Below are 25,114 nucleotides of genomic sequence, written 5' to 3'. Positions count from 1 at the left end.
GCGTCAGTTGCTCCACAGCCCGGCGGGCTCGTCGTAACAGTGCGGGTGCACGTGGTCGTGGTCGGGCTCCGCGTGATGGCCCGCCGGGTCCGGCACCGCGCCGTCGTGGACGATGCCACCCTCGTGGACGACGACCGCCCGGCTGATCACCGGTCGCAGCGGGCCCAGCTCGTGGGCGACCAGCAGCACCGTCCCACCGTTGCCGACGAAGTCGCGCAGCGCGCCGGCGAATGCCTCCTGGCTGGCCGCGTCCACCCCGGCGGTGGGCTCGTCGAGGACCAGCAGCTCCGGTTCACCGGCCAGGGCGCGGGCGATCAGGGTGCGCTGCTGCTGGCCGCCGGAGAGCGTGGACACCGGGTCGCCCGCCCGGTCGGCGAGCCCGACCGCGAGCAGTGCGGCGTCCACGGCGGCCCGGTCGGCTCGACCCGGCGGGCGGAGCACCCCCCGGCGGGCCAGCCGGCCGGAGGCCACCACCTCGCGGACGGTGGCTGGCACGCCGCCGCCGGCGCCCAGGCGCTGCGGGACGTACCCGATGCGCGCCCACTGCCGGAACCGGCGCAACGGCCGGTCGAAGAGGGCGACCGAGCCGGCGCTGAGTGGCACCAGCCCGAGCACGGCGCGGATCAGGGTGGACTTGCCGGAGCCGTTCGCGCCGAGCACCGCGACCACCTCTCCGGCGGTCACGTTGAGCGAGATGTTCCGGAGCACCGGGCGGCCGTCGTAGCCGACCACCCCGTGCTCGACGGTGATGACAGGTGAGGTCACGAGCAGCTCAAGGCCGTCTGCAGGGTCTGCAGGTTGGTACGCATCACCGAAAGGTAGTCCCCGTTGCTGCCGGCGGCGAGCCCTTCGATCGGGTCCAGCACCGCGGTCTTCGCGCCGACCTGACCGGCGATGGTCTCGGCGACCTTCGGGCTGACCAGCGTCTCGAAGAAGATCGTGGTGGCCTGGTGCTCCTTCGCCTCCTCGATCACGTGCGCGAGCCGCTGCGGGGAGGGCTCGACGTCCGGGCTCAGCCCGGTGATGCCGACCTGGTCGAGCTGGTAGCGGTCGGCGAGGTAGCCGAACGCGGCGTGGCTGGTGACGATCTCGCGCCGCTGGCAGGTCGCCAGGCCCTGCTTGAACTCCCCGTCCAGGGTCGTCAGGTCGGCGCGCAGCGCCGCGGCGCGGGCGGTGTAGTCGGCGGCGTGGGCCGCGTCGGCCTTGCCGAGCCGCTGCGCGAGCTGGTCGCCGATGCCGGCCAGCCGGGTCGGGTCGAGCCAGACGTGCGGGTCCTTGCCGCCGCTCTCCTCGGAGTGCCCCTCCTCGCCCTCGTGGTCGTGCCCGCCGGCGGACGCGTCCAGCAGCGGCTGCACGCCGGTCACGTCGAACGCCCGGTCGCCACCGTTCTGCGCGACGGCGTCGTCCACCGCCGGCTGGAAACCCTTGAGGTAGACGATCAGCTCCGCGTCGCTGACCTGGCCGACCTGGCTCGGGTTGAGCTCCAGGTCGTGTGGCTCTGCACCCGGCTTGGCCAGGTTGGTCACCCGGACCGCGTCGCCGCCGATCCGCTCGGCCAGGAACTGGAGGGGATAGAACGCGGCCACCACGTCGACCCGTTGAGGGTCGGCGCCGGCGGCGTCGCCGCTGGAGCAGCCGGCCCCGGCACCCAGGGCGAGGAGGGCGGTCGCGGCGGCCAGGACACGGTACGTGGTGCGGTTGGTCATGTCGTCAACTGTCCGTGGCAACGATAATGATTGTCAAAAACGCATGAGTGCATGTCAGAGCAGCTTGGCGAGGCCCACCGTCACCAGCAGGGTCAGCATGACCAGTCGAATCAGGCGGGTCTGCGGCGCCTGAACCGCCCAGGTCGTCGCCAACAGGGCGATCAGGCCCGCAGCGAGCGCGAGCGTCAGCAGCCCGCCGATCACCCCGGGCGTGAAGAACGCCACCAGCACCACCACCAGGGTGAGCAGGAACACCGACGTCGGGTTCGCCCCGGCCAACCGGGCGAGCAGGGGGCGCTGCGTACGCTGCATCCCACAGACTCTACGAGGAGGGACCACCGTTGCTGGTGACCAACCGGTTCGTGGTCGACGTCGATGTCGCCGACGACTTCACCGAACGGGCGCACGCCGCCCTCACCGCCCTGGCCGCCTGCCGCGGCTACCTGCGCGGTCAACTGGTCCGGGCGCTCGACGACCCCCGGCACTGGTCGCTGGTTACCGAATGGGAGTCGGTCGGCACGTACCGGCGGGCCCTGGGGGCCTTCGAAGTCAAGGTCAGCGCCGTGCCGCTGCTCGCCGAGTCGGTCGACGAACCCTCCGCGTACGAGGCGCTGGCGACCGCGGCGCCCGGCGGAGCGGTGGTCGTCGCCGAGAGTGATCGGGCTGCGGGTCCTTACCGCTGAGCCGCCGGACACTACGCTGCTCCTATGACCGCACCCGCCCCGCCACCCGGTCCCGGGGTGGCTCCGCCGTTCGCCGCGCCGCCCACCGAGGGTCGCCGGACTCGGCTCTGGATCGGCCTCGGCGTCGGCGCGCTCGCCGTGGTGCTCTGCTGTGGCGGGGGCGGCACCGCCGTCGTCGGCCTGGCCGTCAGCGGCGTGCAGGCGATCCGGGAGCAGGCCCGCACCGTGACCGGTGACTACTATCAGGCGCTGGTCGAGCGGGACTACGGGCGGGCGTACGAGCAGCTCTGCGACGACGCGCAGCGGCGTGAGTCCCGGCCCGAGTTCGAGCGGCGAGCCTCCGCCGAACCTCAGGTCTCGGCGTTCCGCGTGGGTGAGGTGGACACCACCAGCCTGACCGTGCCGGTCGACGTGACACTCGCCGGTGGTGACCGGGAGCAGCAGCAGGTCAGGCTCGGGCAGGACGGAGAGACCGGCGGCGTGGAGGTCTGCGGGGTGAGCTGACCCGCCCCCGGTATTCTGCTGGGCTCAGGGCGACGGTGGTCGTACCGTTGTCCTGAACTGACCGTTCCATCCACATCTCGCCCCCGCCGACCGCCAGCCGGCGTAGGAGGAAACATGCCAGCCGACCGTATCGACGCCGTCGTCAGCCTCGCCAAGCGACGAGGCTTCGTCTTCCCCTCCAGCGAGATCTACGGAGGCACCCGATCGGCGTGGGACTACGGTCCGCTCGGCGTGGAGCTCAAGGAGAACGTCCGCCGGCAGTGGTGGAAGACCATGGTCCAGCAGCGCGACGACGTCGTGGGCCTGGACTCCGCGGTGATCCTGTCCCGCAAGGTGTGGGAGGCGTCCGGTCACATCGCCGAGTTCGTCGACCCGCTCACCGAGTGCCAGTTCTGCCACAAGCGCTTCCGGGCGGACCACCTGGAGGAGGCGTACGCGGAGAAGCACGGCAAGCCGCTGACCTCGCTCACCGAGCTGAACTGCCCCAACTGCGGCAACAAGGGCACCTTCACCGAGCCGAAGATGTTCAACGGCCTGATGAAGACCTACCTGGGCCCGGTGGAGAGCGACGAGGGGCTGCACTACCTGCGCCCGGAAACCGCGCAGGGCATCTTCGTCAACTACAAGAACGTCGAGACGGTCGCCCGCAAGAAGCCGCCCTTCGGCATCGCGCAGACCGGCAAGTCGTTCCGCAACGAGATCACCCCGGGCAACTTCATCTTCCGGACCCGGGAGTTCGAGCAGATGGAGATGGAGTTCTTCGTCGAGCCGGGCACCGACGAGCAGTGGCACGAGTACTGGCTCCAGGAGCGCTGGAACTGGTACCTCGACCTCGGCCTCTCGGCGGACAATCTGCGCCTCTTCGAGCACCCCGCCGAGAAGCTCTCGCACTACTCGAAGCGGACGGTGGACATCGAGTACCGCTTCCAGTTCGGCGGCACCGAGTTCGCCGAGTTGGAGGGGGTCGCCAACCGCACCGACTTCGACCTGTCCACGCACAGCAAGCACTCGGGCGTCGACCTGTCGTACTTCGACCAGACCAAGAGTGAGCGCTGGATGCCGTACGTCATCGAGCCGGCCGCGGGTCTGACCCGCGCTGTGCTCGCCTTCCTGCTGGAGGCGTACGACGAGGACGAGGCGCCCAACACCAAGGGCGGCGTGGACAAGCGCACCGTGATGCGGTTCGACCCGCGACTCGCCCCGGTCAAGGTGGCGGTGCTGCCGTTGTCCCGCAACGAGGCGCTGTCGCCGAAGGCCAAGGATCTCGCGACGCTGCTGCGCAAGCGCTGGGTGGTGGAGTTCGACGACTCGCAGGCGATCGGCCGCCGCTACCGTCGGCAGGACGAGATCGGCACCCCGTTCTGCGTGACCGTCGACTTCGACACGTTGGACGACAACGCCGTGACGGTGCGCAACCGGGACACGATGGCCCAGGAGCGGGTCTCCCTGGACCAGGTCGAGCGTTACCTGATCGAGCGTCTGCCCGGCTGCTGAGGCTGAGCGCACGGGGCCTCGGCCGACGCGATAAGCGCCGGTCGGGGCCCCGTACACTTGTCCGGTGACTGTCTCGACCATGCCCGCGCTGCGCCCGTTGACTCTCGGGCCGTACCAGGTGTGGCCGCCGGTGGTGCTCGCGCCGATGGCCGGGATCACCAACGTCGGGTTCCGCCGGCTCTGCCGCGAGCAGGGCGGCGGCATCTACGTCTGCGAGATGATCACCACTCGGGCTCTGGTCGAGCGCAACCCGAAGACGCTGCGCATGATCACGTTCGGCGACGACGAGAAGCCGCGCAGCCTCCAGCTCTACGGCACCGACCCGGAGATCACCGCGGCCGCCGTCCGGATCGTCGTCGAGCGCAACCTGGCCGATCACATCGACCTCAACTTCGGCTGCCCGGTCCCCAAGGTCACCCGGCGTGGCGGCGGCGCGGCGTTGCCGTGGCGACGCCGGCTCTTCGCCCGACTGGTGCGGGCTGCGGTGGACGCCGCGTCACCGGCCGGAGTGCCGGTCACTGTCAAGATGCGCAAGGGCATTGACGACGACCACCTGACGTACGTCGAAGCGGGGCTCGCCGCCCAGGAAGCCGGCGTGGCCGCGGTGGCCCTGCACGGGCGGACGGCCGCGCAGCGCTACTCGGGCACCGCCGACTGGGACGCGATCGCCACCCTGAAGCAGGCCCTCGACGTGCCGGTGCTCGGCAACGGTGACATCTGGGAGGCCGACGACGCGCTGCGGATGGTCGCGCACACTGGCGTGGACGGCGTGGTCGTCGGGCGCGGCTGCCTGGGTCGGCCGTGGCTCTTCGCCGACCTGGAGGCCGCCTTCAACGGCCGGCCGGAGCGGCGACTGCCCAGTCTCGGCGAGGTGGCGGTGACCATGCGCCGGCACGCCGAGCTGCTGGTGGACCAGTTCGTGGCCGGTGCCCGCAACCCGGCACGGGGCGAACGGGACGGCTGCACCGACTTCCGCAAGCACGTCGCCTGGTATCTCAAGGGCTTCCCGGTCGGTGGCGAGCTGCGCCGCTCGCTGGCGATGATCGAAAGCCTGGCCCAGCTCGACGACCTGCTCGGCAAGCTCGACCCGAGCGAGCCGTTCCCGGTGACCGCTCTGGGGCAGCCACGCGGGCGCACCAACTCGCCGGGCAAGGTCTCCCTGCCCGACGGGTGGCTGGCCAGCCGGGACGACGACACCGTCCCCGAGGGCGCCGAGATGGACGACTCCGGCGGCTGACCGAGCCTCCGGCCGGTTGGTGGAGACGCCCGGCGCGGCCATCCCTCCTCGGTCTCGTGGCGCTCGGTCTTCCGACGAGGGCGCGTGGACAGTGACCCGGTCATGACGAAGGGCCGGTCCCCGTGGTGGGGTCCGGCCCTTCGTGGTGTGTCAGTGGGGGTCAGCTGGTGGCGTAGCCGCGGGTGGCGATCCAGTCGGCGAGGTGCTCGACGGTGACCTCGTAGGAGGCGGTGTTCGGGTTGGCGGAGTCGGCGATCTTCACCGTCTCGCCGTTGTCGCGGTAGCCGACGACGCTGATGTAGTGCCCGCCCTCGAAGGAGTGGATAGCACCGTCGGTGTCGGTGGTGGTGCCGGCGATGTTGGCGACCACGGCCCGGCCGTCGTCGACGGTCTTGACGATGTCGGTGCGCAGCTTGTCGGTCTGCTTGGCGTCGGCGTCGGGCTTGCTGATCTCCACCGAGTGGTAGGCGTCGTTCTTGCCGGTCTCCTTGTTCAGTACGGGGGTGATGTCGTTGATGGAGTTGGTGCCGTCCTCGGTGGTGCCCATCTCCTTGGCCATCGCGTCGACGCTGATGTCCTTGCCCTGCACGCTCAGGGCGTTGCGGGCGGCGGCGGGGCCGCAGTAGTAGAAGTTCGGCTGGGCCTCGTAGCGCACGCCCAGCTGACGCTCACCCGACGGCTTGCGGTCAGACTGCGTCTGGCTGGCGGGCTTCGCATCCGTGGCGGCGTACGCGGCGGTGATCGGTCCGACGATCGCGCCGCCGGTGAAGGCCAGGCCAGCAGCGGTCAGAGCGGTCTTACGAATCAGATCGGTACGCATGATGGCGTGCTCCTCTGCGATTTGGGGGTGCACGGCACGCCCGGGGGGTGGGCGTGCCGCACGTGCAAGGGGGAAAGTTTCGAAGTTCTTGCCCGGCGGCCACAGGGGGCCGGCGTCGGGGAAGGGTGGAACGGTGCGGGGCGGCGGGTCATTCCGCCTGGCCCCGGCTTGTGGTGCTCGGGGGGTGCGGGGTGTGTAACCGGCCGGGCTGGCGAGTCATTCCGCCGGGTTCCCCGCCACGGTGCTCCGGGGCTGTAACCGGCCGGGCGGGCGACGCATTTCCGCCCGCTGGCGGTGCGTGCTGCGGGGGGTGTAACCGGGGCGGCCTGTCGGGTGTTCCCGGCGGCTGCCGCGCTCCACGACCCGAAGTCGCGGTGGCATGCCAGGTATAACGGCCCCGCCCGGCCCACGATTCCGCCGCCAGGGTCGTGCCAGCCACGGGACACCCATACCGAAATCGGACAACAACCCCAAGAGCCCATCCCGAAACGGGACACCACGCCCGCCAACCCCGGCCTGAACAATCCAAGATCCGCGCACTTTCCGGGAAAGTGCTGCCTCACGACGCGGCGAGGCAGCAGTTTCCCGGATGTTGCGCGGATCTTGACTGGGTGGGGATCCGGACACCCACGCCGGGGACGTCAAACGCAGCGCATCACGCCAAGGTCGCGCTCGATCCAGGAAACAGGCCCATCCGGCGCCGACGAGGCCACTACAACCGGGATCGAGCACGATCATGGGGAGACCCAGAGACCCGGATTGTGACCGGGGGCCTCCCGTGAACGCGGGCCGCGTCAGTGGGTGGCGGTGTCGGTCTGGGGCGTGTCGCGCTGGGTGGGGATGGTGGCGGTGGTTGCCCAGGGGATCTCGGGCGCTCGGTGGAAGCCGATGCCGGCGGTCGCCCAGCGCGGGCCCTGACCGGCCAGCCGGTCACGGAAGTCGGCCCAGTCGTGGGTCGCCCGGGTGGACCAGCCCAACTCGGCGATGGCGGGGAGTCGGGGCAGGAGCAGAAACTCGATGTCGGCCAGTGAGGTGACCGATTCGGTCCAGAGCGGGGCCTCCACACCGAGGACGGCCTCGGCCGGTACACCTGCGACGTGCGTGCCCGGGTCCCAGTCGTACGCCTTTCGTACGTCGATCAGGCCGGCCCAGTCGTGCCCGATCGGGGTGTCCGGGGCGTACTTCATGTCCAGGTAGGCGTGGTTGCCGGGGGAGAGGATCAGCCGGGCGCCCTGCCGTACGGCCTCGGCGGTGGTGGGGTCGGCGCGGGTGGTGCCCCACCACTGCAGGATCCGGCCGTCGAGGTGCGCGGCCGGTGCGAGCTGGTGCCAACCCACGACGGTCTTACCGAGGTCGGCCACGATGCGCTGGACCCGCTCGACGAAACCGGTGTAGACCTCGCCGGTGACCTTGAACGCCTCGTCGCCACCGATGTGCAGCCACGGCCCGGGGGTGAGCGCGGCCACCTCGCCCAGCACGTCGGCGATGAAGTCGTACGTCCGCTCGTCGGCCGGGTCGACGTAGCTGAAACCGACCTCGGTGCCGGTGTACGGAGGTGGCGCGATCTTGTCCGGTGCCAGCTCCGGGTACGCGACCAGCGCCGCGTTGGTGTGGCCGGGGAGGTCGATCTCCGGGACGACGGTGATGTGCCGGGCGGCCGCGTAGGCGACGATCCGCGCGTAGTCGGTCTTCGTGTAGTGCCCGCCGGGGCCGCCGCCGACCTCGGTCGCCCCACCGACGGTGGTCAGCCTCGGCCAGGAGTCGACGGCGATCCGCCAACCCTGGTCGTCGGTGAGGTGTAGGTGCAGGTGGTTGAGCTTGTAGCGGGCGAGGTGGTCGATCACCCGCAGCACGTCCTCGACGGCGAAGAAGTGCCGCGCGACGTCGAGCATCGCGCCCCGGTACGGGAAGCGGGGTGCGTCGTTGATCGTCCCGCCGGGCAGCGCCCAGTGCTCGGTGACCGGGGTGGGGCTCTCGATCGCCGCCGGCAACAGTTGGCGCAGGGTCTGCACGCCGTTAAAGAGGCCGGTGGCGGTGACGGCGGTGAGGCGTACCCCGTCGGGGGCGACGTCGAGCCGGTAGCCCTCCGCGCCGAGATCGGCGGCCTCGTCCAGCACCAGCGCTATGCCGCCGACCGGCCCTGGCCCGGCGGCGTCGGCGACCGGCAGCGAGTGGGCGGCGGTGTCGGTGACCGGGAGCGGGTAGCCGGTGGCCGGGCGCAGCAGCTCGGCGAGGTGCTCGGCGACGGTCAGCGCGGCCGGGTCGACGCTGACCACGATGACGGCTTCGGCCCGCAGCACCCAGTCCCCGGTCGGGTCCGGCTGGACCTGCTGCGGGGCGGGCACGACGTCGGCGAGCCGGTGCGAGGTCGCCGCGGTGAGCACCGTGACCGCGCTCTGCTCGGCCGCGTGGGCCAGAGTGGCCGCGTCCGGCTCCTCCGCCGGCAGTGGCGCGGGGACGGCGGTGGGGCTGGGGGAGGGGGTGGTCGGCACGGCGGCGACTCCGGGGGGTGTATTCGCGTCGGTTATGGCAAAAGCGACGTTCACCGGCTGGCGTGCCATCCAGCGTACGGCGCGGGGCCGGGATGCGTGATGGTGCGCATGGAAGCGTTCCCAAAAACCGGTACGAACACGGATAGTCGTGATGGCTGTGCCAATTGTCACCGAACGGTCCCAGGTCGCTCGATGTTCGCTTAACCTTCGCCCACCGATCGGCGTCGACCCGGGGATTACCGGTGGTCCGCTGCGGGGTAGAAGAAAACTGAACCTTCGTTAAGTGTCAATCCGGCGCGTGTGTTGTGGAGGCTCTGGTGGCAGCGCAAGAGACCGTCGATCACAAGTACGTCTACGACTTCTCTGAAGGAAACAAGGATCTCAAGGACCTGCTCGGCGGCAAGGGGGCCAACCTCGCCGAGATGACCAACCTCGGCCTGCCCGTTCCGCCCGGCTTCACCATCACCACCGAGGCCTGCAAGGCGTACCTCGCGACGGGCCAGCAGCCGGACGGGCTCGCCGGTCAGATCGAGGCGCACCTGGAATCGTTGGAGCGCGCGATGGGCAAGCGTCTCGGCGACCCGCAGGATCCGCTGCTGGTCTCCGTCCGCTCCGGCGCCAAGTTCTCCATGCCGGGCATGATGGAGACCGTCCTCAACGTCGGCCTCAACGACCAGAGCGTGGTCGGGCTCTCCGCGCAGGCCGGCGGCAACGACAGGTTCGCCTGGGACTCCTACCGCCGCCTCATCCAGATGTTCGGCAAGACCGTCTGCGAGGTGCCGGGCGAGGAGTTCGAGCACGCGCTGGACGAGGCCAAGAGCGCCAAGGGCACCCACAACGACCTGGACCTGGACGCCGACGACCTCCGTGGGTTGGTCGACGCGTACAAGAAGATCTTTTTGAAGCACACCGGTCGGGAGTTCCCGCAGCAGCCGCGCGAACAGCTCGACCTGGCCATCCGGGCGGTCTTCGAGTCGTGGAACGCCGAGCGCGCGATCCTCTACCGTCGCCAGGAGCGGATCCCGACCGACCTCGGCACCGCGGTCAACGTGGTGACCATGGTGTTCGGCAACCTCGGCCCGGATTCCGGCACCGGTGTCGCGTTCACCCGTGACCCGGCCAGTGGCGCGCAGGGCATCTACGGCGACTACCTGGCCAACGCGCAGGGCGAGGACGTCGTCGCCGGCATTCGCAACACCGTGCCCCTGCAGGAGTTGGAACAGCTCGACAAGACCTCCTACGACCAGCTGCTCGGCATCATGGCTCGGCTGGAGGAGCACTACAAGGACCTCTGTGACATCGAGTTCACCATCGAACGCGGCAAGCTCTGGATGCTGCAGACGCGGGTCGGCAAGCGCACCGCCGCCGCCGCGTTCGTCATCGCGGGGCAACTCGTCGACGAGGGTCTGATCGACCTGGACGAGGCACTGCACCGGGTCAACGGGGCGCAGCTGGCCCAGCTGATGTTCCCCCGTTTCCAGCTCGACCACGACTTCCAGCCGGTCGCCAAGGGCATCGGCGCCTCGCCCGGCGCGGCGTCCGGCACTGTGGTCTTCACCTCCGCGCGGGCCGTCGAGATGGCCGCCGAGGGCAAGTCGGTGATCCTGGTCCGCCGGGAGACCAACCCGGACGACCTGAACGGCATGATCGCCGCCCAGGGCATCCTCACCTCGCGCGGCGGCAAGACCAGCCACGCGGCGGTGGTGGCCCGCGGCATGGGCAAGACCTGCGTCTCCGGCGCCGACGAGATCGAGGTGAACGTCCCGGCGAAACGCTTCACCGTGGCCGGGCAGACCGTCAACGAGGGCGACGTCGTGTCCATCGACGGCACCACCGGCAAGGTCTACCTGGGTGAGGTGCCGGTCATGCCGTCGGAGGTGGTGCAGTACTTCGAGGGCAGCCTCGACCCGGAGCACATCGACAACGCGTTGGTCCGGGCCGTACACCGGATCATGACGCACGCCGACGGCAAGCGGCGGCTCGCGGTCCGCACGAACGCCGACACCGGCGCGGACGCCGCCCGGGCCCGGCGCTTCGGCGCCGAGGGCATCGGGCTGTGCCGCACCGAGCACATGTTCCTCGGCGACCGGCGGGAGCTGGTCGAGCGGCTGATCCTGGCCCGCGCCCCGGGCGAGCGGGAAGCGGCGTTGGAGGCGCTGCTGCCGTTGCAGCGGGCCGACTTCGAGGAGATCTTCCGCGAGATGGACGGCCTGCCGGTCACCGTCCGGCTGATCGACCCGCCGCTGCACGAGTTCCTGCCTCCGCTGGAGCAGCTCGCGGTCAACGTCGCGGTCGCCCAGGAACGGGGCGAGGACGTGGCCAAGGAGGAGGCGCTGCTCGCCGCCGTCCGGCGGATGCACGAGGAGAACCCGATGCTCGGGCTGCGGGGCGTCCGCCTCGGCCTGGTCATCCCCGGCCTGTTCGCGATGCAGGTCCGGGCCATCGCCGAGGCCGCCGTCGCCTGTGCCCGTGGTGGCGGGGTGGCCAAGCCGGAGATCATGGTGCCGCTGGTCGGGGCCGTGCAGGAGCTGGAGACCGTCCGCGCCGAGGCCGAGAAGATCATCGCGGAGGTGGTCGGGGACAGCGGGGTCGAGGTGCTGATCGGCACCATGATCGAGGTGCCCCGGGCGGCGCTGACCGCCGGGCAGATCGCCGAGGCGGCGGAGTTCTTCTCCTTCGGCACCAACGACCTGACCCAGATGGGCTGGGGCTTCTCCCGTGACGACGTCGAGGGCGCGTTCTTCTGGCGGTACCTGGAGCTGGGCATCTTCGGCATCTCGCCGTTCGAGTCGATCGACCGTGACGGGGTTGGCCGGCTGGTGCGGATCGCCGCCGAGGAGGGCCGGGCCGCCCGTCCGGGGCTGAAGCTCGGCGTCTGCGGCGAGCATGGCGGTGACCCCGACTCGGTGCACTTCTTCCACGAGGTCGGCCTGGACTACGTGTCCTGCTCGCCGTTCCGGGTGCCGGTGGCCCGGCTGGAGGCCGGCCGGGCCGTGGTGGAGACCGGCGGGTCGGACAGCCGCTGACGTGGGCCGGCGGCGGACCGGTGACCCGGTCCGCCGCCGCGCCGCCGTGGTCAGCCCCGGCGATGCCGCGGTAGCAGCAGGCTGACTACCGCGATAGCCAGGCCGATCCCGGCTGCCATGAGGAAGACCAGGTCGTAGCCGGCGGCAAGGGCGGCAGGAGTGCCTGCGTCGGCGGCGTCTGTTCCGACCTTGGCGCTGGCGGCTGTGGCGAGTACGGCCAGGGCTGCCGAGCCACCTATCTGGCTGGCGGTGTTGGCCAGGCCGCCGATGATGCCCGCGTCGCCTTCGGGTGCGTCGGCGGTGGCCGCAGCCATCAGGGTTGGGAAGGTCAGGCCGATGCCGACGGCGATGAGGAGCGTGGGTCCGAGCACGCTTGTGACGTAGTCGCTGTCCGTGTGGGCCTGGGCGAGCCAGCCGAAACCGGCCACGAAACAGGCGCTGCCGGCCAGCACCAGAGGGCGTGCACCGGTTCGGGGCAGCAGGTTGGCGGACAGTCGCGCGATCACCACGAACGTCACCGCCGCGGGTGTCTGCCCGAGCCCGGCTTCAAGAGCGCTGTAACCGAGGGCGTTCTGCATGAACAGCGACGTGAAATACCACATTGCGATGGCGATCCCGCCGAACAGCAGCAACATGGCGTTGCTGACGGCCACGGTCCGGATCCTGAACAGCCGCAGGGGCACCATCGGCCGGGTGGCGACACGCGCCTCCACCACGGCGAAGACGACGAGCAGGAGCAGGCCCGCCACGGCTGGCCCGAGAACCCGCACGGACATCCAGCCTTGGTCGGCGCTCTGCATGACCCCGTAGATCAACGCGGCCAGCCCCGCCGTGCCCGTGACCGCGCCACCGAGGTCGAGCGGTTCTCGCCGGCTGACTCCCGTGCGGACCAGCGACATCATGGCCAGCACGATCAGCACGGCGCCGATCGGTACGTTGATGAGGAAGACCCACCGCCACGACAGGCCCGTGGTGATGGCACCGCCGGCGAGCGCGCCGGCCATCCCGCCCACACCGCCCGAGGCGGACCACGCGCCGAACGCGCGGGCCCGCGCCTGCGGCTCGGTGAAGTAGGTGTTGATCACGGCCAACGTGGCCGGGGCCAGCATGGCGGCGCCCACGCCCTGCGCGACGCGGGCCCCCACCAGGATCTCCGGAGCGGTTGCCAGGCCACCGACCACACTTGAGGCGGAGAACAGGAACAGCCCGGCGACCAGCATCCGGCGCAGGCCGAACAGGTCGACGGCGCGGCCACCCAGCAGCATGAAGCCGGCGAAAGTAAGCACGTACCCGTTCACCACCCAGGCCAGTCCGGTGGCGGTGAAGCCAAGATCCCGCTGGACCGAGGGCAGCGCGACGTTGACGATGGAGACGTCCAGGATCACCATGAACTGGCAGGCGCATGCCAGCGCCAGGACCATCCAGGAGGATCCGGCCTGCAGCCTGGCCCGCTGAGTTGCGGTGCTGGTGCTTGTCATGACTTCTCTCCCTGCCTACCCGCCGCTCACGCGGTCCGGGAGGCTGCTCCGGCGAGAGCTCCGTGGCTGTTTCCGTCACCCACGACGGCATCGGTGACGACGTGGTCGCCCAGCAGCTGAAGTGTGATCTTGGCTAGCCGAAGTCCCTGGTACCTGGCCGCGTCCAGCGCCGCGGCATCGGGGCCGTCTCCGTTCGGGCTGGCCACATGCGACGTGCCGTAGGGGTTGCCGCCTGCGGCGGACACGACCGGATCGGTGAATCCGGGCGGCACGATCAGCGACCCCCAGTGGTAGAAGACGTTGCTTAGCGACAAGATCGTTGCCTCGCTGCCACCGTGCCGGTTGAACGCCGAGGTGAAGGCGGTCACCGGCTTGTTGGCCAGTTTTCCCTCCCGCCACAGCCCGCCGGCCTGGTCGATGAACTGCTTGAGCTGCGCGGCAGGCGCGCCGAATCGACTCGGCGTCCCGAACGCGTACGCGTCGGCCCATGCCAGGTCATCGAGGGATGCCTGGGCAATCGACGCGGTCGCGTCGGCGTGCCGCCGCCACTGCGGGTTCTGGTCGATCGCGTTGTCGGGTGCCAGTTCGGCGACCCGCCGCAGCCGCACGACGGCCCCAGCCGAGGCGGCCCCCTCGGCGACGGCCTCTGCGAGTGTGTGCACACTGCCTGTCGCGCTGTAGTAGATGACAGCGACCTTCACGGTCATGTCGGGCTCCTCGGTGTTGCTAGAATTAGTTATTCGCATAATGTTATGCGCATAACTAACTTGTCAAGGAGAGTTCGTGGACTTCGAGTACGCCGATGCCCTCAACCAGGCCATCCGCCTGCTGAGCCTGCGCCACCGGGCCAGGGCCGCCGCGTTGCTGGCCCCGCTCGGCCTGCACCCTGGCCAAGAGGCACTCCTGCTCGAACTCGACCGGACCGGCCCGAGAATTCAGGCCCAGCTCAGCGAGGCGCTCGGCTGTGAGCCGCCCAGCGTCACGCTCATGACGCGCAAGCTCGAAGCCTCCGGCCACATCCGCCGCAGGCCCGCTCCCTCCGACAAGCGCGCCAGCATCGTCGAACTCACCGACAGCGGCAAGGCGCTTGCCGACCAGGTCAAGAAGTTGTGGCATGGCCTGGCGGAGGAAACCGTGACCGGCTTGCCCGCCCAGACCGTGGCCGAACTACCCGCCATCCTCAACGCCATGACCGGCAACGTCGACACCAGGCGCCCGGCCACCCGCTAGTTCTTGCGCAGCAGGCCCGAGCTGTGCCGTCGAGGAGGTTTGGTTGTCTGCGGTCAGATCGGCGGGCGACGCCAGGTGGGCCGGGACGAGCGGCGCAACTGCGCCGGCAGGGTGGCCATCGGCGTACGCACGGCGAGCGGCCCGTGCGCGTCCTGAATCGAGGTGGCGCCGACTGCCCCACCGCGTCTGTCCAGCACCGAGCCCGCCCGACGGGCCACGGCACGGGCCTCCTCGTGCAGCGCTTCCAGGTCCTCGGCCGCAGACACGGTGACCAGGGTCAGCAGGGCGGTGCGCCCGGCCGGGTAGGTCACCACGCAACCGGCGGTGGTGCAGACGACCGACTCCCGGAACTCACCACGTTGGACCGTGTCGGCCACCCGGTGGCCGAGCCCGAAGCTGGCTGCGGCGAGCGCGGCGAGATGGGTGGCGTCGGTGCTGGGCAGATCGCTGGAGATGAGCAGCCCGTCGGTGCCGGCCAGGACCGTGCCGGCGATCTCGGGCCGGCGGCGGCGCAGCCCGCGTAGTTCCGTTCCCACCACCGTGTCCGCGTCCACGAGATTTCCCCTTACCGGTTGGACTCCGCATGTCGGTCGGCTGGTCACGTTCCGCGCTGGGAACGCTACCGGGCGCGACTTCCGCCCGCGAGCCCATAACCCTCAGCGATCGGTTGACAACTCCAAGCCAATCGGCGGTTGTGGGCCAATCGTCGATGCGTCGTGGGCGGGTCGACCAGCGGTGGCGGGCGTAATCTTGGCTCGCTCGCACACGGCCGATTGCGTATGCCGTCGAACGGGAAAGGTGACTGAATGACCAGCGTCTGGGAGAACCTCACCGTCGATGCCCGCGATCCGGCGCGACTGGCCCGTTGGTGGGCCGAGGCGCTCGGCTACCAGGTCGTCAGCGAGAGTCCGGACGAGGTGGAGATCCGCCAGTCCGCGGACCGCCTGCCCGGCCTGGTCTTCGTGCCCGTGACCGATGCCAAGGACCGCAAGAACCGGCTGCACATCGATCTGCGCCCCGCCAACCGGGAGGCCGAGGTCGAGCGGCTGGTCGACATGGGCGCCCGGCACGTCGACATCGGTCAGGGTGACGTGGAGTGGACGGTGCTGGCAGATCCCGAGGGCAACGAGTTCTGCGTCCTCCGTGAGCGCGAGGAGTGAGCCGGTTTTGCGAGCCCCGCAGTCGCGAACAGCAGTGGCGCCGTGAGCGCGAGGAGTGAGCCGGTTTTGCGAGCCCCGCAGTCGCGAACAATGGCGGCTGCGTGAGAAGTGAGCCTGCTGCGGCGGACGCCCGGCTGGTCGAGGAGCCTCCCAAGGACACCGGTCACCGCCGCTCACCGTACGAGCGTGATCGCGCCCGGGTGCTGCACTCGGCGGCGTTCCGGCGGCTGGCCACGAAGACCCAGGTGCACACCGCCGGGACCGATGACTTCCTGCGTACGCGGCTGACGCACTCGCTGGAGGTGGCCCAGATCGCCCGGGAGATGGGCGCCCGGCTGGGTTGCGACCCGGACGTGGTGGACGTGGCGGGGCTCGCCCACGACCTGGGGCACCCGCCGTTCGGGCACAACGGCGAGGCGGCTCTGGATCTGCTGGCCACACCGTGCGGCGGCTTCGAGGGCAACGCGCAGACCCTGCGGGTGTTGACCCGGCTGGAGGCGAAGGTGCTCGCCCCGGACGGGTCGTCCGCTGGGTTGAACCTGACCCGGGCGTCGCTCGACGCGATCGGCAAGTACCCCTGGCCCCGCCGCCCCGGCGAGCGCAAGTTCGGGGTGTACGCCGACGACGCGACCGTCTTCGACTGGATCCGGGAGGGTGCGCCCGGCGACCGGCGCTGCCTGGAAGCGCAGGTGATGGACTGGGCCGACGACGTCGCGTACTCGGTGCACGACGTGGAGGACGGCATTCACGGCGGGTACGTGTCGCTGCGTCCGCTGCTCGGCGACGCCGACGAGCGGGCTGCGCTCTGCGCCGACGTGGCCGGCGCCTACTCCGGGGAGTCGGCGGCCGACCTGGCCGAGGTGCTGGTCGAGTTGCTGGCCGATCCGCTGCTCGCCCCTCTGGCCGGCTACGACGGCAGTCATCGCGCGCAGGTCGCGCTGAAGGCCACCACAAGTGGGGTGACCGGGCGTTTCGTGTCCGCTGCGGTGGCTGCCACGGAGGGGCGCTTCGGCCCCGGACCGCATCGCCGCTACGCCGCCGACCTGGTGGTGCCTCGGCTGGTCCGGGCGCAGTGCGCCCTGCTCAAGGGCATCGCGCTGCGGTATGTGATGCGTCGGACCGGCTTCCGGGGCCGCTACGAGCGGCAGCGGACGATGTTGGCCGAGCTGGTCGCCGCGCTGGTGCGGCGGGCTCCGGAAGGGCTCGACCCGATCTTCGCTCCGCTGTGGCGGGCCGCCCCGGACGACACCGCCCGACTGCGGGTGGTGATCGACCAGGTCGCCTCGCTCACCGACCCGGCGGCGGTGACCTGGCACACCCGTCTCGTCTGCGGGGACACACCGCCGACCCACGACGGGGCAGCTTAGGCTAGCCTAACTGATATGACGGAACGCCCCAGGAACGTCACCTCGGCCCGGGTGCTGCGCACCGAGCGGCCCACCCCGCATCTGATCCGGCTCGTCCTCGGTGGGGACGAGCTGACCGGTCTGCCGGTGGGCGAGTTCACCGACCACTACATCAAGGTGGTGTTCCCGCAGCCCGGTGTCGACTATCCGCAGCCGCTGGACCTCGCCGCGATCCGTCGGGACCTGCCCCGGGAGCAGTGGCCCCGGCTGCGCGCGTACACGGTGCGACGCTGGGACCCGCTGGCCGAGGAGTTGACCGTGGACGTGGTGCACCACGGCGACGAGGGGTTGGCCGGCCCGTGGGCCGCCGCGTTGCGCCCGGGTGACCCGGTGCACTTCGTCGGCCCCGGCGGCGCGTACGCCCCGAGCCCGGACGCGGACTGGCACCTGCTGGTCGGCGACGAGAGCGCCCTGCCGGCGATCGCCGCCGCCCTGGAACGGCTGCCGCTGGGTGCACCGGCCCACGTCTTCGTGGAGATCGCCGACCCGGCGGATGAGCAGAAGCTGCTCAGCCCCGGCGCGGTCGCGGTGACCTGGCTGCACCGCGGCGACCGCCCGGTGGGCGAGGCGCTGGTCGCGGCGGTGCGGGCGTTGGAGTTCCCCGCCGGGACCGTGCACGCCTTCGTGCACGGCGAGGCTGCCTTCGTCCGGGACCTGCGCCGGCTGCTGCGCGGCGAGCGCGGCGTGCCTCTCGATCGGCTCTCCATCTCCGGCTACTGGCGGCGCGGCATGGACGACGAGGGCTGGCGTTCCACCAAGGCCGACTGGAACCGGCAGGTGACCGCCGAGGAGGAAACCCCCTCTGTGGTGACCGAGCAGGCCGCGGCCGCCTGAGGGCGGATCATCCCTCGGGCGTCTGGGTCGACTCGCTGGCCCGGGCGAGTCGGCGGCTGAGCAGCACGGCGTACCCGACGATCGCCGCGGCGAGCAGGGACAGCATCAGCCTCGGCTCGTGCACCGTCGCGGTGATCACACTGACCGAGACCACCCCGTAGGCGGCGATCGCCAACCGGGCGAGGCTCGGCCGGGTCCACAACCAGTACAGGGCCAGGCCGCACACCGTCCACACCACCATCGAGGCGGCCAGCAGCAGCCGCAGCTCCAGCGGCAGCCGGGGTGCGTCGTCGTCGACCAGCCGGACCACCTGCCCGAGCGCCCAGCCGAGCAGCAGCAGCGCACCGCCGAGCGGAATGTGCAGGTAGCTGTACGCCTGCCCGCCCCGCAGACGACTCTGGAGGAGTCGGGTGGTGACGAAGGTCGTGTAGACCCACCAGACGGCCGCCGGGATCAGGAAGGCCAACCCGGCGGTGAGGATCATGTGGGGCGGGGGATGGTCCGGCACGGCGAAGAGCAGGCTCGCCAGGGCGCTACCCAGCACGATGATCGTGAACTGCCCGATCCGTTCCGGCAGGTGCCGGTTGTCCACCGGCCAGCGGTTGAGCCAGCGCGCCCCGACCCAGGGCGTGGCCAGTTCGATGACCATCGCCACCACCCACAGCGTCGGGCGCCGGTCGGGGGTGCGGTCAGCGACACCAGCCAGATCAGCCAGCCCGACCCGAAGCCGATCAGGTAGACCGTCGTCACCATGCCGGCCATCGGGCTGGTCGGCCGGGCTCGCAGGTACAGAAGGAGCAGCACCCCGCGCACGATCAGGTACCCGACCGGCAGGAGCACGCTCTCCGGCACCTCGTCGACGCCGAGCGTCATCGCGCCCGCGCCGACCAACGCGAACAGCACCAGCACCCGGTGCAGCGCGTCATCCGGGTCGAACCGGGTGTCGTAGAAGACCTGCCCCACCCACGACCACTGGATCACCACGAACAGCCCGATCACGGCCAGCACCGCGCTCGGCGACGGGGTCGGGTCGCTGCCCAGCCGGGCGACGACCGCCGCCAGCGCGTACACGAAGATGAGGTCGAGGAAGAGCTCCAACCAGGTGGCATGGCGGTGTCCGGCCTCGTCCGCAGGCGGGGCCTGCCCGCGTAACCCGATCCGACCGGCCAACCATCTGGGCAGGCGGGGGACGTCGGTCCGTACCCTGCGCATCTGGTCATGGTCCCCGGGCGGGCCCGGCCTGCGGGCCGGAACCGCCCAGCCGGCAGCGGTGGCCGCCACACCGGCGTCCCCCGGCCGGCGTGTCGTCGGCCCGGCAGGGCAGGATGTACGTCGAGGGGGTGGCGCATGGCTGGGCGGATCCGGGACGAGGACATCGCACTGGTCCGGGAACGCACCTCGATCGGGGATGTGATCTCCGAGACGGTCACCCTGAAGTCCGCCGGCGGCGGCAACCTCAAGGGTCTGTGCCCGTTCCACGACGAGAAGAGCCCGTCGTTCAACGTCTCCCCGGCCCGCAACGTCTGGTACTGCTTCGGCTGCGGGGCCGGTGGTGACGCCATCAAGTTCCTGATGGACGCCGACCACCTCAGCTTCGTGGAGTCCGTCGAGCGGCTCGCCGGCCGCGCCGGCATCCAGTTGCGCTACATCGAGGACGACAGGAGCGCCCCGCGCCCTCGCCCGCAGCAGGGCCAGCGCCAGCGCCTGGTCGCCGCGCACGCCGCCGCGGTCGAGTTCTACCGGGCGCAGCTCAGCACCGCCGGTGCCCGTCCGGCGCGGGAGTTCCTGGCCCAGCGAGGGTTCGACCGGGCCGCCGCCGAGCGTTACGGCTGTGGCTTCGCGCCGGACGGTTGGGACCTGCTCACCAAGCACCTGCGCCAGCAGGGCTTCACCCACCAGGAGCTGGTCACTGCCGGGCTGTCCCGGGAGGCCCGCTCCGGCAGCCTGATCGACCGGTTCCGCCGCCGGCTGCTCTGGCCGATCCGCGACCTCGCCGGCGACGTGATCGGCTTCGGCGCGCGCAAGCTCTTCGACGACGACGACGGCCCGAAATACCTGAACACCCCCGAGACGCCGATCTACAAGAAGTCGCACGTGCTCTACGGCATCGACCAGGCCAAACGGGAGATCGCCAAGCAGGGGCGAGCGGTGATCGTCGAGGGTTACACCGACGTGATGGCCTGCCACCTGGCCGGGGTGACCACTGCCGTGGCGACCTGCGGCACGGCCTTCGCCGCGGACCACATCTCGGTTCTGCGCCGTCTGCTGTTCGACAGCGACGAGGTGGCCGGCGAGATCATCTTCACCTTCGACGGCGACGCCGCCGGCCAGAAGGCCGCGCTGCGCGCCTTCGAGGACGACCAGCGCTTCGTCGGGCGCACGTTCATCGCCGTCAGCCCGGACAACATGGACCCGTGCGATCTGCGACTGGCCAAGGGTGACCTGGCGGTGCGTGACCTGGTCGCGCGCCGCGAGCCGCTTGTCGACTTCGCGTTGCGACACGTGATCGGCCGCTTCGACCTGGACACCGTCGACGGCCGGGTCGAGGCCATGCGCCACGCCGCGCCGCTGGTCGCGCGACTCAAGGACCGGGAAAAGCGCCCGGAGTACGTCCGCAAGCTCGCCATGGACCTCGGCATGGAGATCGAGCCGGTGCAGCGGGCGGTGCTCGCCGCCGCCAACACCCCGCAAGCCGGCACCCGCGACGCCGCACCCGCCACCCGCCCCGCATCGGCCCGCCCCGAGCCGACCCCGGACAGCCCGCTGTCGATGGTCGAACGGGAGGCGCTGAAACTCGCCCTCCAGCAGCCGGTCCTGGCCGGGCCCATGTTCGACGCGGTCGAGGCCACCGAATACCGCCACCCGGTGCACGTCGGGGTGCGCGCGGCCATCGCGGCGGCCGGTGGCGCCGCGTCAGCCACCGGCGGCGCGGTCTGGATCGAGTCGGTCCGCGACGCCTGCGACGACCTGGCGTCGGCGGCGCTGGTCGGTGAGCTGGCGGTGGAGCCGCTGCGGATCGACGGGGAAGCCGACCCACGCTACGTGTCGATCACCATGGCGCGGGTGCAGTTCGGGTCGGTGACCTCCCGGATCCGGGACATCAAGTCCCGCATCCAGCGGATCAACCCGGTCAACAACAAGGACGAGTACTTCGCCGCCTTCGGTGAGCTGCTGTCCCTGGAGCAGCACGCCCGGGCGCTGCGCGAGCAGGCTGCGGGAGGCCTCTAGATGGGACTGTTCAGCCGGAAGCCGAAGCTGCCGCCGGCCGACCGGCCGCCGCTGACCGCCGACGAGCGGGTGCTGGCATGGGCGGCCGTTGGCAACGGCGAGGGCGACGGAGTGGTGGTCGCCACCAACCTCGGGCTGTGGCTGCCCGGTCGAGGGCAACGGCTCGGCTGGCACACCATCCTCAAGGCGGTCTGGTCCGGCCGGGAGCTGACCGTCACCCCCGCCGAGACCGTCGTCGAACGCGACGGCTACACGGTGGTCGCCGACGGCCCGGCCGAGACATACTTCCTCCTCGACCCGCGCGAGCTGCCGCACCAGGTGCGGGCGCGGGTGACCCGCTCGGTCGCGTACACCGAGCACCAGCCGGTGCCCGGCGGCGCGGCGCGGGTCGCGGCCCGCCGAGTGGCCGGGGCCGACGGTCTGACCTGGACGGTCCGACTCGACCCCGGCACCCCCGCGGACGACGAGGCACTGCTCGCCGAGACCGACCGTCTGGTCGGCGCGGCCCGTGCCGCCACCGCGCCGGCCGATCTCTGACCGGTTGGGTCAGTTGGCGCCGAGATCCTTCAGCGCCTTCTCCGCGCCGCGGTGCAGCGGCACCGGCAGGGTCCTGCGGGCCCTTTCCAGCGAGATCCCCTTGGCCGCCGGGTTGGCCTGGGCCAGGGCGTCGCGCTTGTCGAACACCGTCCGGGTGATCGCGCAGGCGACATTGGCGTCCAGGTCCTTACGGACCAACAGCACATTGGGCACCACGATGGTCGGGGTGTCGGTTGCCGTCCCGTACGCGTCCCGCCCGATCGTGCCCTCCTGGTAGCCGGGGCTCGACGCGGTCATCTTCGGCAGCAACGGCGCGATGTCGACGAACTTCACCGAGTCGCCGGCGGTGGTGAACAGGTCGGTCAGGCCCCCGGTGGGCAGGCCGCCGGACCAGAAGAAACCGTCGACGCTGCCGTCCTTTACCCCCTCGACCGTCTTGGTCAGGTCCAGCCGCTGCGCCCGGATGTCCTTGGCCGGGTCGAGGCCGGCGGCCTCCAGCAGCCGGTTGGCGATCACCTCCGTGCCGGACTTCGGTGACCCGGTGGAGATTCGCTTGCCGCGCATGTCGGCCACCGAGGTGATCCCGGAGTCGTTGCGGACCACCACCTGCGTGTAGTTGTCGTAGATGCGGGCCAGCGCCTCCACCGGCTGCGGCGCGGTGAAGCTGCCCTTGCCCTCGACCGCGTTGACCGCCGTGTCGAACAGGGAGAACGCCACGTCGTACTGGCCACCGACGAGCTGTTCGACGTTCTGTACCGAGGCGCCGGTCTCGGCAGCGGTGCCGGTGAGCTTGCCGCCGGTCGCTCCGGACAACTGCCCGGCCAGGGCGTTGCCGACCACGTAGTAGACGCCCGTCGCGTTGCCGGTGGCGATGCCGACACGGGTCTCCTTGGTCACCTCGCAGGTGACCTCGCTGGCCGCGTCGTCCTTGTCGGCGCCGCCCTGCTGACCTCCACAAGCCGTGGCGCCGACCGTGACGAGGGCGAGAGCGCTCAGGCCCGCCGCGAGGCGTACGTCGATTCGTCTCACAGTTGTTCCTCCACAGGATTTGCTGGTGATCCGGACGATGGCCGACCGGCGGATCCACGTCGGACGAACACACCTGCCGCCGCGACGGCGGCCAGTGCCGCGCCGACCATGACCGGGACGGGTTCGAGCCAGAGCAGGGTGACACCGGCGAGGGCACCGAGCACGCGTTCCGGGCGCCGGCGGGCCCCACCCCGGGCAGCCAGCCACCGGCGGCGACGGCGAGCACCGCCACGCTGAGCGCGGTCACCACGGCGGCGAAGGCGATCCGCTGGACGCCACCGATGCCGAGCAGGCCGAGCCCGGCGGGGGTGATGACGAACGCGATCGGGGTCAGATAGGCCGGCAGCGCGTACCGCAGGGTCTGCCACATGGTCGGCACCAGCCGGCCGCCGGTCACCGCGGCGGCGGCCACCGCGGCGAGCGCGGTCGGCGGGGACACCTCGGACAGGACCGCGAAGTAGAAGACGAACATCGCCGCGGCGGGCGCACTCACGCCCAGGTCGAGCAGAGCCGGACCGACGATCACCCAACCGATCACGAACGAGGCGGTGACCGGCACCGCCAGGCCCAGCAGGCTGAGGGCGACGGCCGCGAGCAGCGCGGTGAGCACCAGGACCAGTGTCGGGTCGGAGGTGGCCGCCTTCGCCCCACCGATCAGCAACGCAGCCGCCTGCGGTCCGAGGCCGGTCTTCGTGGTGGTCGCCGTGATGATGCCGGCGGCGGCACAGACCGCGGAGACCGCGAGCACGCCGCGTACGCCGGTGACGAGCGCGGCCGCCAGCCGGGCCGGGGTGAGCCGGTACGCGCGGTCCTTCGTGCGGTCCAGAAAGGAGAGCGCGACCGCCAGGAGGGTGGCGAAGACGACAGCCCTCGTCGCGGACACGCCGACCGCGAGGAACACGATGATCGCGATCAGCGAGGCGAAGTGGTAGCCGAAGCGGGCCAGCAGACGCCAGGGCGAACCGACGTCGATCACGACGGGGCGTACGCCGGAGCGGCGCGCGTCGATCTCCACCGAGAGCAGGATGCCGAGGTAGTAGAGCACCGTCGGCACCGTCGCCCAGCCCAGCACCTGGAGGTACGAGACTCCCAGGTATTCGGCGATGATGAACGCCGCCGCACCCAGGGTCGGTGGGGAGAGGATCGCGCCAACCCCGGCCGCGGCCAGCATGCCGCCGGCCCGCTCCGGGGGATAGCCGGCGCGGCGCAGCAGGGGCCAGGTGACCGCCCCGATGCTCACTGTCGTCGCCGCTCCGGAGCCGGAGACGGTGCCAAGCAGGAAGCCGGAGGCCACCGCCGTCCGCCCGGCGGCGGTACGCGAGCGGCGGAACGCCGCAGCCGACAGCTCGACGAAGAACCGCCCGGCCCCGGACAGCTCCAGCACAGCGCCGTAGATGGTGAACAGCACGATGTACGACGCGGCCACGTCCAGCGGAGTGCCGTAGAAGCCGCTGTCGGAGTTGTAGAACGCGTCCACCAGTTGGCTGAAGTCGAGCCCGGCATGAGCGACCGGCCACGACTGCGGGAGCAACCCGCCGTAGTAGCCGTAGCCGAGGAACAGCAGGCAGACGGCGGGCAGGATCCAGCCGGTCGTGCGTCGGCACGCCTCCAGCAGCAGGAGCAGCAGGATGGTGCCCATCGCCAGGTCCGCCGGCACCAGCAGACCCTGCCGGTCGAGGAAGGCGTTGTAGCCGCCGCCACCCGAGCCGAGCGGGACCGGCAGGACTGGGTAGAGGCAGGCCGCCACCGCCAGCACGACCAGGACCCAGTCCGTCGTGGTGGGCGTTGTGGAGGCCAGCCGTGTCAGGACCGGTGCGTCAGTGTCGTGGTCGCCGCTGCCCTTGGTGCTGCGTCGTCCGCGCCGGGCCGCCAGGCGGGCCCGCAGCCGCAGGTCGGCCGGGTAGGCGAGGAAGACCAGCGGGAGTACGCCGGCCAGGAAGATGATCAAGTAATACTTGCTGCCCTGCGACAGCGGGCGGAACACCTGCCAGAGGGAGAGGGCGCCAACCGTCAGCGCCGCCGCGGTGAGGAGCAGACCCGCCGGCCCGGACAACACACGGCCCGGTTTCTCGTCCTCGAACTGGGCAGCCAGATCCCGGGTCGCCCGTTCGGCGACGGAGTCGCCGTCGCCGGTCGGGTTGTCCCTGCTTGGGTCGTGCCTGGTGGGGTCGTGCCTGGTGGGGTCGTCGCCGGTCGTAGGGGTCTCGGCGGGCTCGGTGGGCTTGGCGGGCTCGGTGGGCGCGGTGAGCT

18 protein-coding genes and 4 pseudogenes are annotated in these 25,114 nt (G+C 71.0%); 11 read left to right on the top strand and 11 right to left on the bottom strand.

The window, feature by feature from the left end; translation table 11 throughout:
* Nucleotides 1-3 precede the first annotated feature (3 nt).
* The 3 genes from AC3CF1_RS12265 to AC3CF1_RS12255 are packed head-to-tail and all read right to left on the bottom strand — an operon-like array spanning nt 4 to nt 2,018.
* Entirely contained in the window at nt 4-765 is a 762-nt protein-coding gene (locus AC3CF1_RS12265) for a metal ABC transporter ATP-binding protein (RefSeq protein ID WP_488450511.1), read from the bottom strand.
* Nucleotides 762-1,706, bottom strand: coding sequence for a metal ABC transporter substrate-binding protein (locus tag AC3CF1_RS12260; RefSeq protein ID WP_488450510.1), 945 nt, complete (start codon nt 1,704-1,706; stop codon nt 762-764). The genes AC3CF1_RS12265 and AC3CF1_RS12260 overlap by 4 nt, the downstream gene beginning before the upstream one ends.
* A gap of 54 nt (nt 1,707-1,760) precedes the next feature.
* Nucleotides 1,761-2,018 carry a hypothetical protein gene (locus tag AC3CF1_RS12255; protein ID WP_088949666.1) on the bottom strand — a complete coding sequence of 86 codons (258 nt, stop codon included), beginning with the start codon at nt 2,016-2,018 and terminating at the stop codon, nt 1,761-1,763.
* A 29-nt stretch (nt 2,019-2,047) separates the two neighbouring features.
* Here AC3CF1_RS12255 and AC3CF1_RS12250 point away from each other — a divergent pair, with 29 nt between their 5' ends.
* From AC3CF1_RS12250 to dusB, 4 genes are all read left to right on the top strand, one after another.
* Nucleotides 2,048-2,389, top strand: coding sequence for an antibiotic biosynthesis monooxygenase (locus AC3CF1_RS12250; RefSeq protein WP_088949665.1), 342 nt, complete (start codon nt 2,048-2,050; stop codon nt 2,387-2,389).
* 24 nt (nt 2,390-2,413) lie between these two features.
* Nucleotides 2,414-2,893, top strand: a complete 480-nt coding sequence (locus AC3CF1_RS12245) for an Rv0361 family membrane protein (protein ID WP_088949664.1) — start codon at nt 2,414-2,416, stop codon at nt 2,891-2,893.
* Between the two features lie 114 nt (nt 2,894-3,007).
* The gene (locus tag AC3CF1_RS12240) at nt 3,008-4,387 is read left to right on the top strand and encodes a glycine--tRNA ligase (RefSeq protein ID WP_141910749.1); all 1,380 of its coding nucleotides are present in this window, start codon (nt 3,008-3,010) and stop codon (nt 4,385-4,387) included.
* A gap of 79 nt (nt 4,388-4,466) precedes the next feature.
* Nucleotides 4,467-5,624, top strand: coding sequence for a tRNA dihydrouridine synthase DusB (dusB, locus tag AC3CF1_RS12235; RefSeq protein ID WP_327650599.1), 1,158 nt, complete (start codon nt 4,467-4,469; stop codon nt 5,622-5,624).
* Between the two features lie 160 nt (nt 5,625-5,784).
* Here the strand turns inward: dusB and AC3CF1_RS12230 are convergent, their stop codons facing one another.
* Complete coding sequence (locus AC3CF1_RS12230) at nt 5,785-6,444, bottom strand: C39 family peptidase (RefSeq protein ID WP_488450509.1); 660 nt, start codon at nt 6,442-6,444, stop codon at nt 5,785-5,787.
* 712 nt (nt 6,445-7,156) lie between these two features.
* A pseudogene (locus AC3CF1_RS12225) lies at nt 7,157-9,005 on the bottom strand (beta-N-acetylhexosaminidase).
* Between the two features lie 248 nt (nt 9,006-9,253).
* Between AC3CF1_RS12225 and ppdK the strand changes: the two are divergent.
* Nucleotides 9,254-11,962, top strand: a complete 2,709-nt coding sequence (gene ppdK, locus AC3CF1_RS12220) for a pyruvate, phosphate dikinase (protein ID WP_210793527.1) — start codon at nt 9,254-9,256, stop codon at nt 11,960-11,962.
* 50 nt (nt 11,963-12,012) lie between these two features.
* Here the strand turns inward: ppdK and AC3CF1_RS12215 are convergent, their stop codons facing one another.
* Nucleotides 12,013-13,440, bottom strand: coding sequence for an MFS transporter (locus AC3CF1_RS12215; protein ID WP_488450508.1), 1,428 nt, complete (start codon nt 13,438-13,440; stop codon nt 12,013-12,015).
* Nucleotides 13,441-13,466: 26 nt separating this feature from the next.
* Nucleotides 13,467-14,147, bottom strand: a complete 681-nt coding sequence (gene wrbA / locus AC3CF1_RS12210) for an NAD(P)H:quinone oxidoreductase (RefSeq protein ID WP_355162492.1) — start codon at nt 14,145-14,147, stop codon at nt 13,467-13,469.
* A gap of 76 nt (nt 14,148-14,223) precedes the next feature.
* Between wrbA and AC3CF1_RS12205 the strand changes: the two genes are divergently transcribed.
* Nucleotides 14,224-14,670 carry a MarR family winged helix-turn-helix transcriptional regulator gene (locus AC3CF1_RS12205; RefSeq protein WP_355162493.1) on the top strand — a complete coding sequence of 149 codons (447 nt, stop codon included), beginning with the start codon at nt 14,224-14,226 and terminating at the stop codon, nt 14,668-14,670.
* 53 nt (nt 14,671-14,723) lie between these two features.
* Here the strand turns inward: AC3CF1_RS12205 and AC3CF1_RS12200 are convergent, their stop codons facing one another.
* Nucleotides 14,724-15,224, bottom strand: coding sequence for a roadblock/LC7 domain-containing protein (locus AC3CF1_RS12200; protein ID WP_088949657.1), 501 nt, complete (start codon nt 15,222-15,224; stop codon nt 14,724-14,726).
* A gap of 252 nt (nt 15,225-15,476) precedes the next feature.
* Between AC3CF1_RS12200 and AC3CF1_RS12195 the strand changes: the two genes are divergently transcribed.
* From AC3CF1_RS12195 to AC3CF1_RS12185, 3 genes are all read left to right on the top strand, one after another.
* Complete coding sequence (locus tag AC3CF1_RS12195) at nt 15,477-15,830, top strand: VOC family protein (RefSeq protein ID WP_088949656.1); 354 nt, start codon at nt 15,477-15,479, stop codon at nt 15,828-15,830.
* A gap of 101 nt (nt 15,831-15,931) precedes the next feature.
* Entirely contained in the window at nt 15,932-17,197 is a 1,266-nt protein-coding gene (locus AC3CF1_RS12190; protein ID WP_355162494.1) for a deoxyguanosinetriphosphate triphosphohydrolase, read from the top strand.
* A 15-nt stretch (nt 17,198-17,212) separates the two neighbouring features.
* Complete coding sequence (locus tag AC3CF1_RS12185) at nt 17,213-18,070, top strand: siderophore-interacting protein (protein ID WP_488450507.1); 858 nt, start codon at nt 17,213-17,215, stop codon at nt 18,068-18,070.
* A gap of 7 nt (nt 18,071-18,077) precedes the next feature.
* On the opposite strand, the pseudogene AC3CF1_RS12180 reads toward AC3CF1_RS12185, so the two are convergent.
* Nucleotides 18,078-19,282, bottom strand: a pseudogene (locus tag AC3CF1_RS12180) (low temperature requirement protein A).
* A gap of 113 nt (nt 19,283-19,395) precedes the next feature.
* Here AC3CF1_RS12180 and dnaG point away from each other — a divergent pair.
* A pseudogene (gene dnaG / locus AC3CF1_RS12175) lies at nt 19,396-21,298 on the top strand (DNA primase).
* Nucleotides 21,299-21,835, top strand: a complete 537-nt coding sequence (locus AC3CF1_RS12170; RefSeq protein WP_141910737.1) for a hypothetical protein — start codon at nt 21,299-21,301, stop codon at nt 21,833-21,835.
* A 9-nt stretch (nt 21,836-21,844) separates the two neighbouring features.
* Here the strand turns inward: AC3CF1_RS12170 and AC3CF1_RS12165 are convergent, their stop codons facing one another.
* Nucleotides 21,845-22,864: a TAXI family TRAP transporter solute-binding subunit gene (locus AC3CF1_RS12165; RefSeq protein WP_355160851.1), complete on the bottom strand. Its 1,020-nt coding sequence runs from the start codon at nt 22,862-22,864 to the stop codon at nt 21,845-21,847.
* A pseudogene (locus AC3CF1_RS12160) lies at nt 22,861-24,956 on the bottom strand (TRAP transporter permease). Before AC3CF1_RS12160 ends, AC3CF1_RS12165 begins: the two are co-directional and overlap by 4 nt.
* Between the last annotated feature and the right edge of the window lie 158 nt (nt 24,957-25,114).

This window comes from Micromonospora sp. MGP-C2 (assembly GCF_057766525.1).
This window is presented reverse-complemented; position numbering and strand designations above follow the sequence as displayed.

What these genes read in the sequence shown, in the direction of transcription:
- AC3CF1_RS12215 (WP_488450508.1), bottom strand. Translation starts at nt 13,440, where the DNA reads ATGACAAGCACCAGCACCGCAACTCAGCGGGCCAGGCTGCAGGCCGGA.
- AC3CF1_RS12245 (WP_088949664.1), top strand. Translation starts at nt 2,414, where the DNA reads ATGACCGCACCCGCCCCGCCACCCGGTCCCGGGGTGGCTCCGCCGTTC.
- wrbA (WP_355162492.1), bottom strand. Translation starts at nt 14,147, where the DNA reads ATGACCGTGAAGGTCGCTGTCATCTACTACAGCGCGACAGGCAGTGTG.
- AC3CF1_RS12260 (WP_488450510.1), bottom strand. Translation starts at nt 1,706, where the DNA reads ATGACCAACCGCACCACGTACCGTGTCCTGGCCGCCGCGACCGCCCTC.
- dusB (WP_327650599.1), top strand. Translation starts at nt 4,467, where the DNA reads ATGCCCGCGCTGCGCCCGTTGACTCTCGGGCCGTACCAGGTGTGGCCG.
- AC3CF1_RS12195 (WP_088949656.1), top strand. Translation starts at nt 15,477, where the DNA reads ATGACCAGCGTCTGGGAGAACCTCACCGTCGATGCCCGCGATCCGGCG.
- AC3CF1_RS12185 (WP_488450507.1), top strand. Translation starts at nt 17,213, where the DNA reads ATGACGGAACGCCCCAGGAACGTCACCTCGGCCCGGGTGCTGCGCACC.
- AC3CF1_RS12255 (WP_088949666.1), bottom strand. Translation starts at nt 2,018, where the DNA reads ATGCAGCGTACGCAGCGCCCCCTGCTCGCCCGGTTGGCCGGGGCGAAC.
- AC3CF1_RS12170 (WP_141910737.1), top strand. Translation starts at nt 21,299, where the DNA reads ATGGGACTGTTCAGCCGGAAGCCGAAGCTGCCGCCGGCCGACCGGCCG.
- AC3CF1_RS12230 (WP_488450509.1), bottom strand. Translation starts at nt 6,444, where the DNA reads ATGCGTACCGATCTGATTCGTAAGACCGCTCTGACCGCTGCTGGCCTG.
- AC3CF1_RS12240 (WP_141910749.1), top strand. Translation starts at nt 3,008, where the DNA reads ATGCCAGCCGACCGTATCGACGCCGTCGTCAGCCTCGCCAAGCGACGA.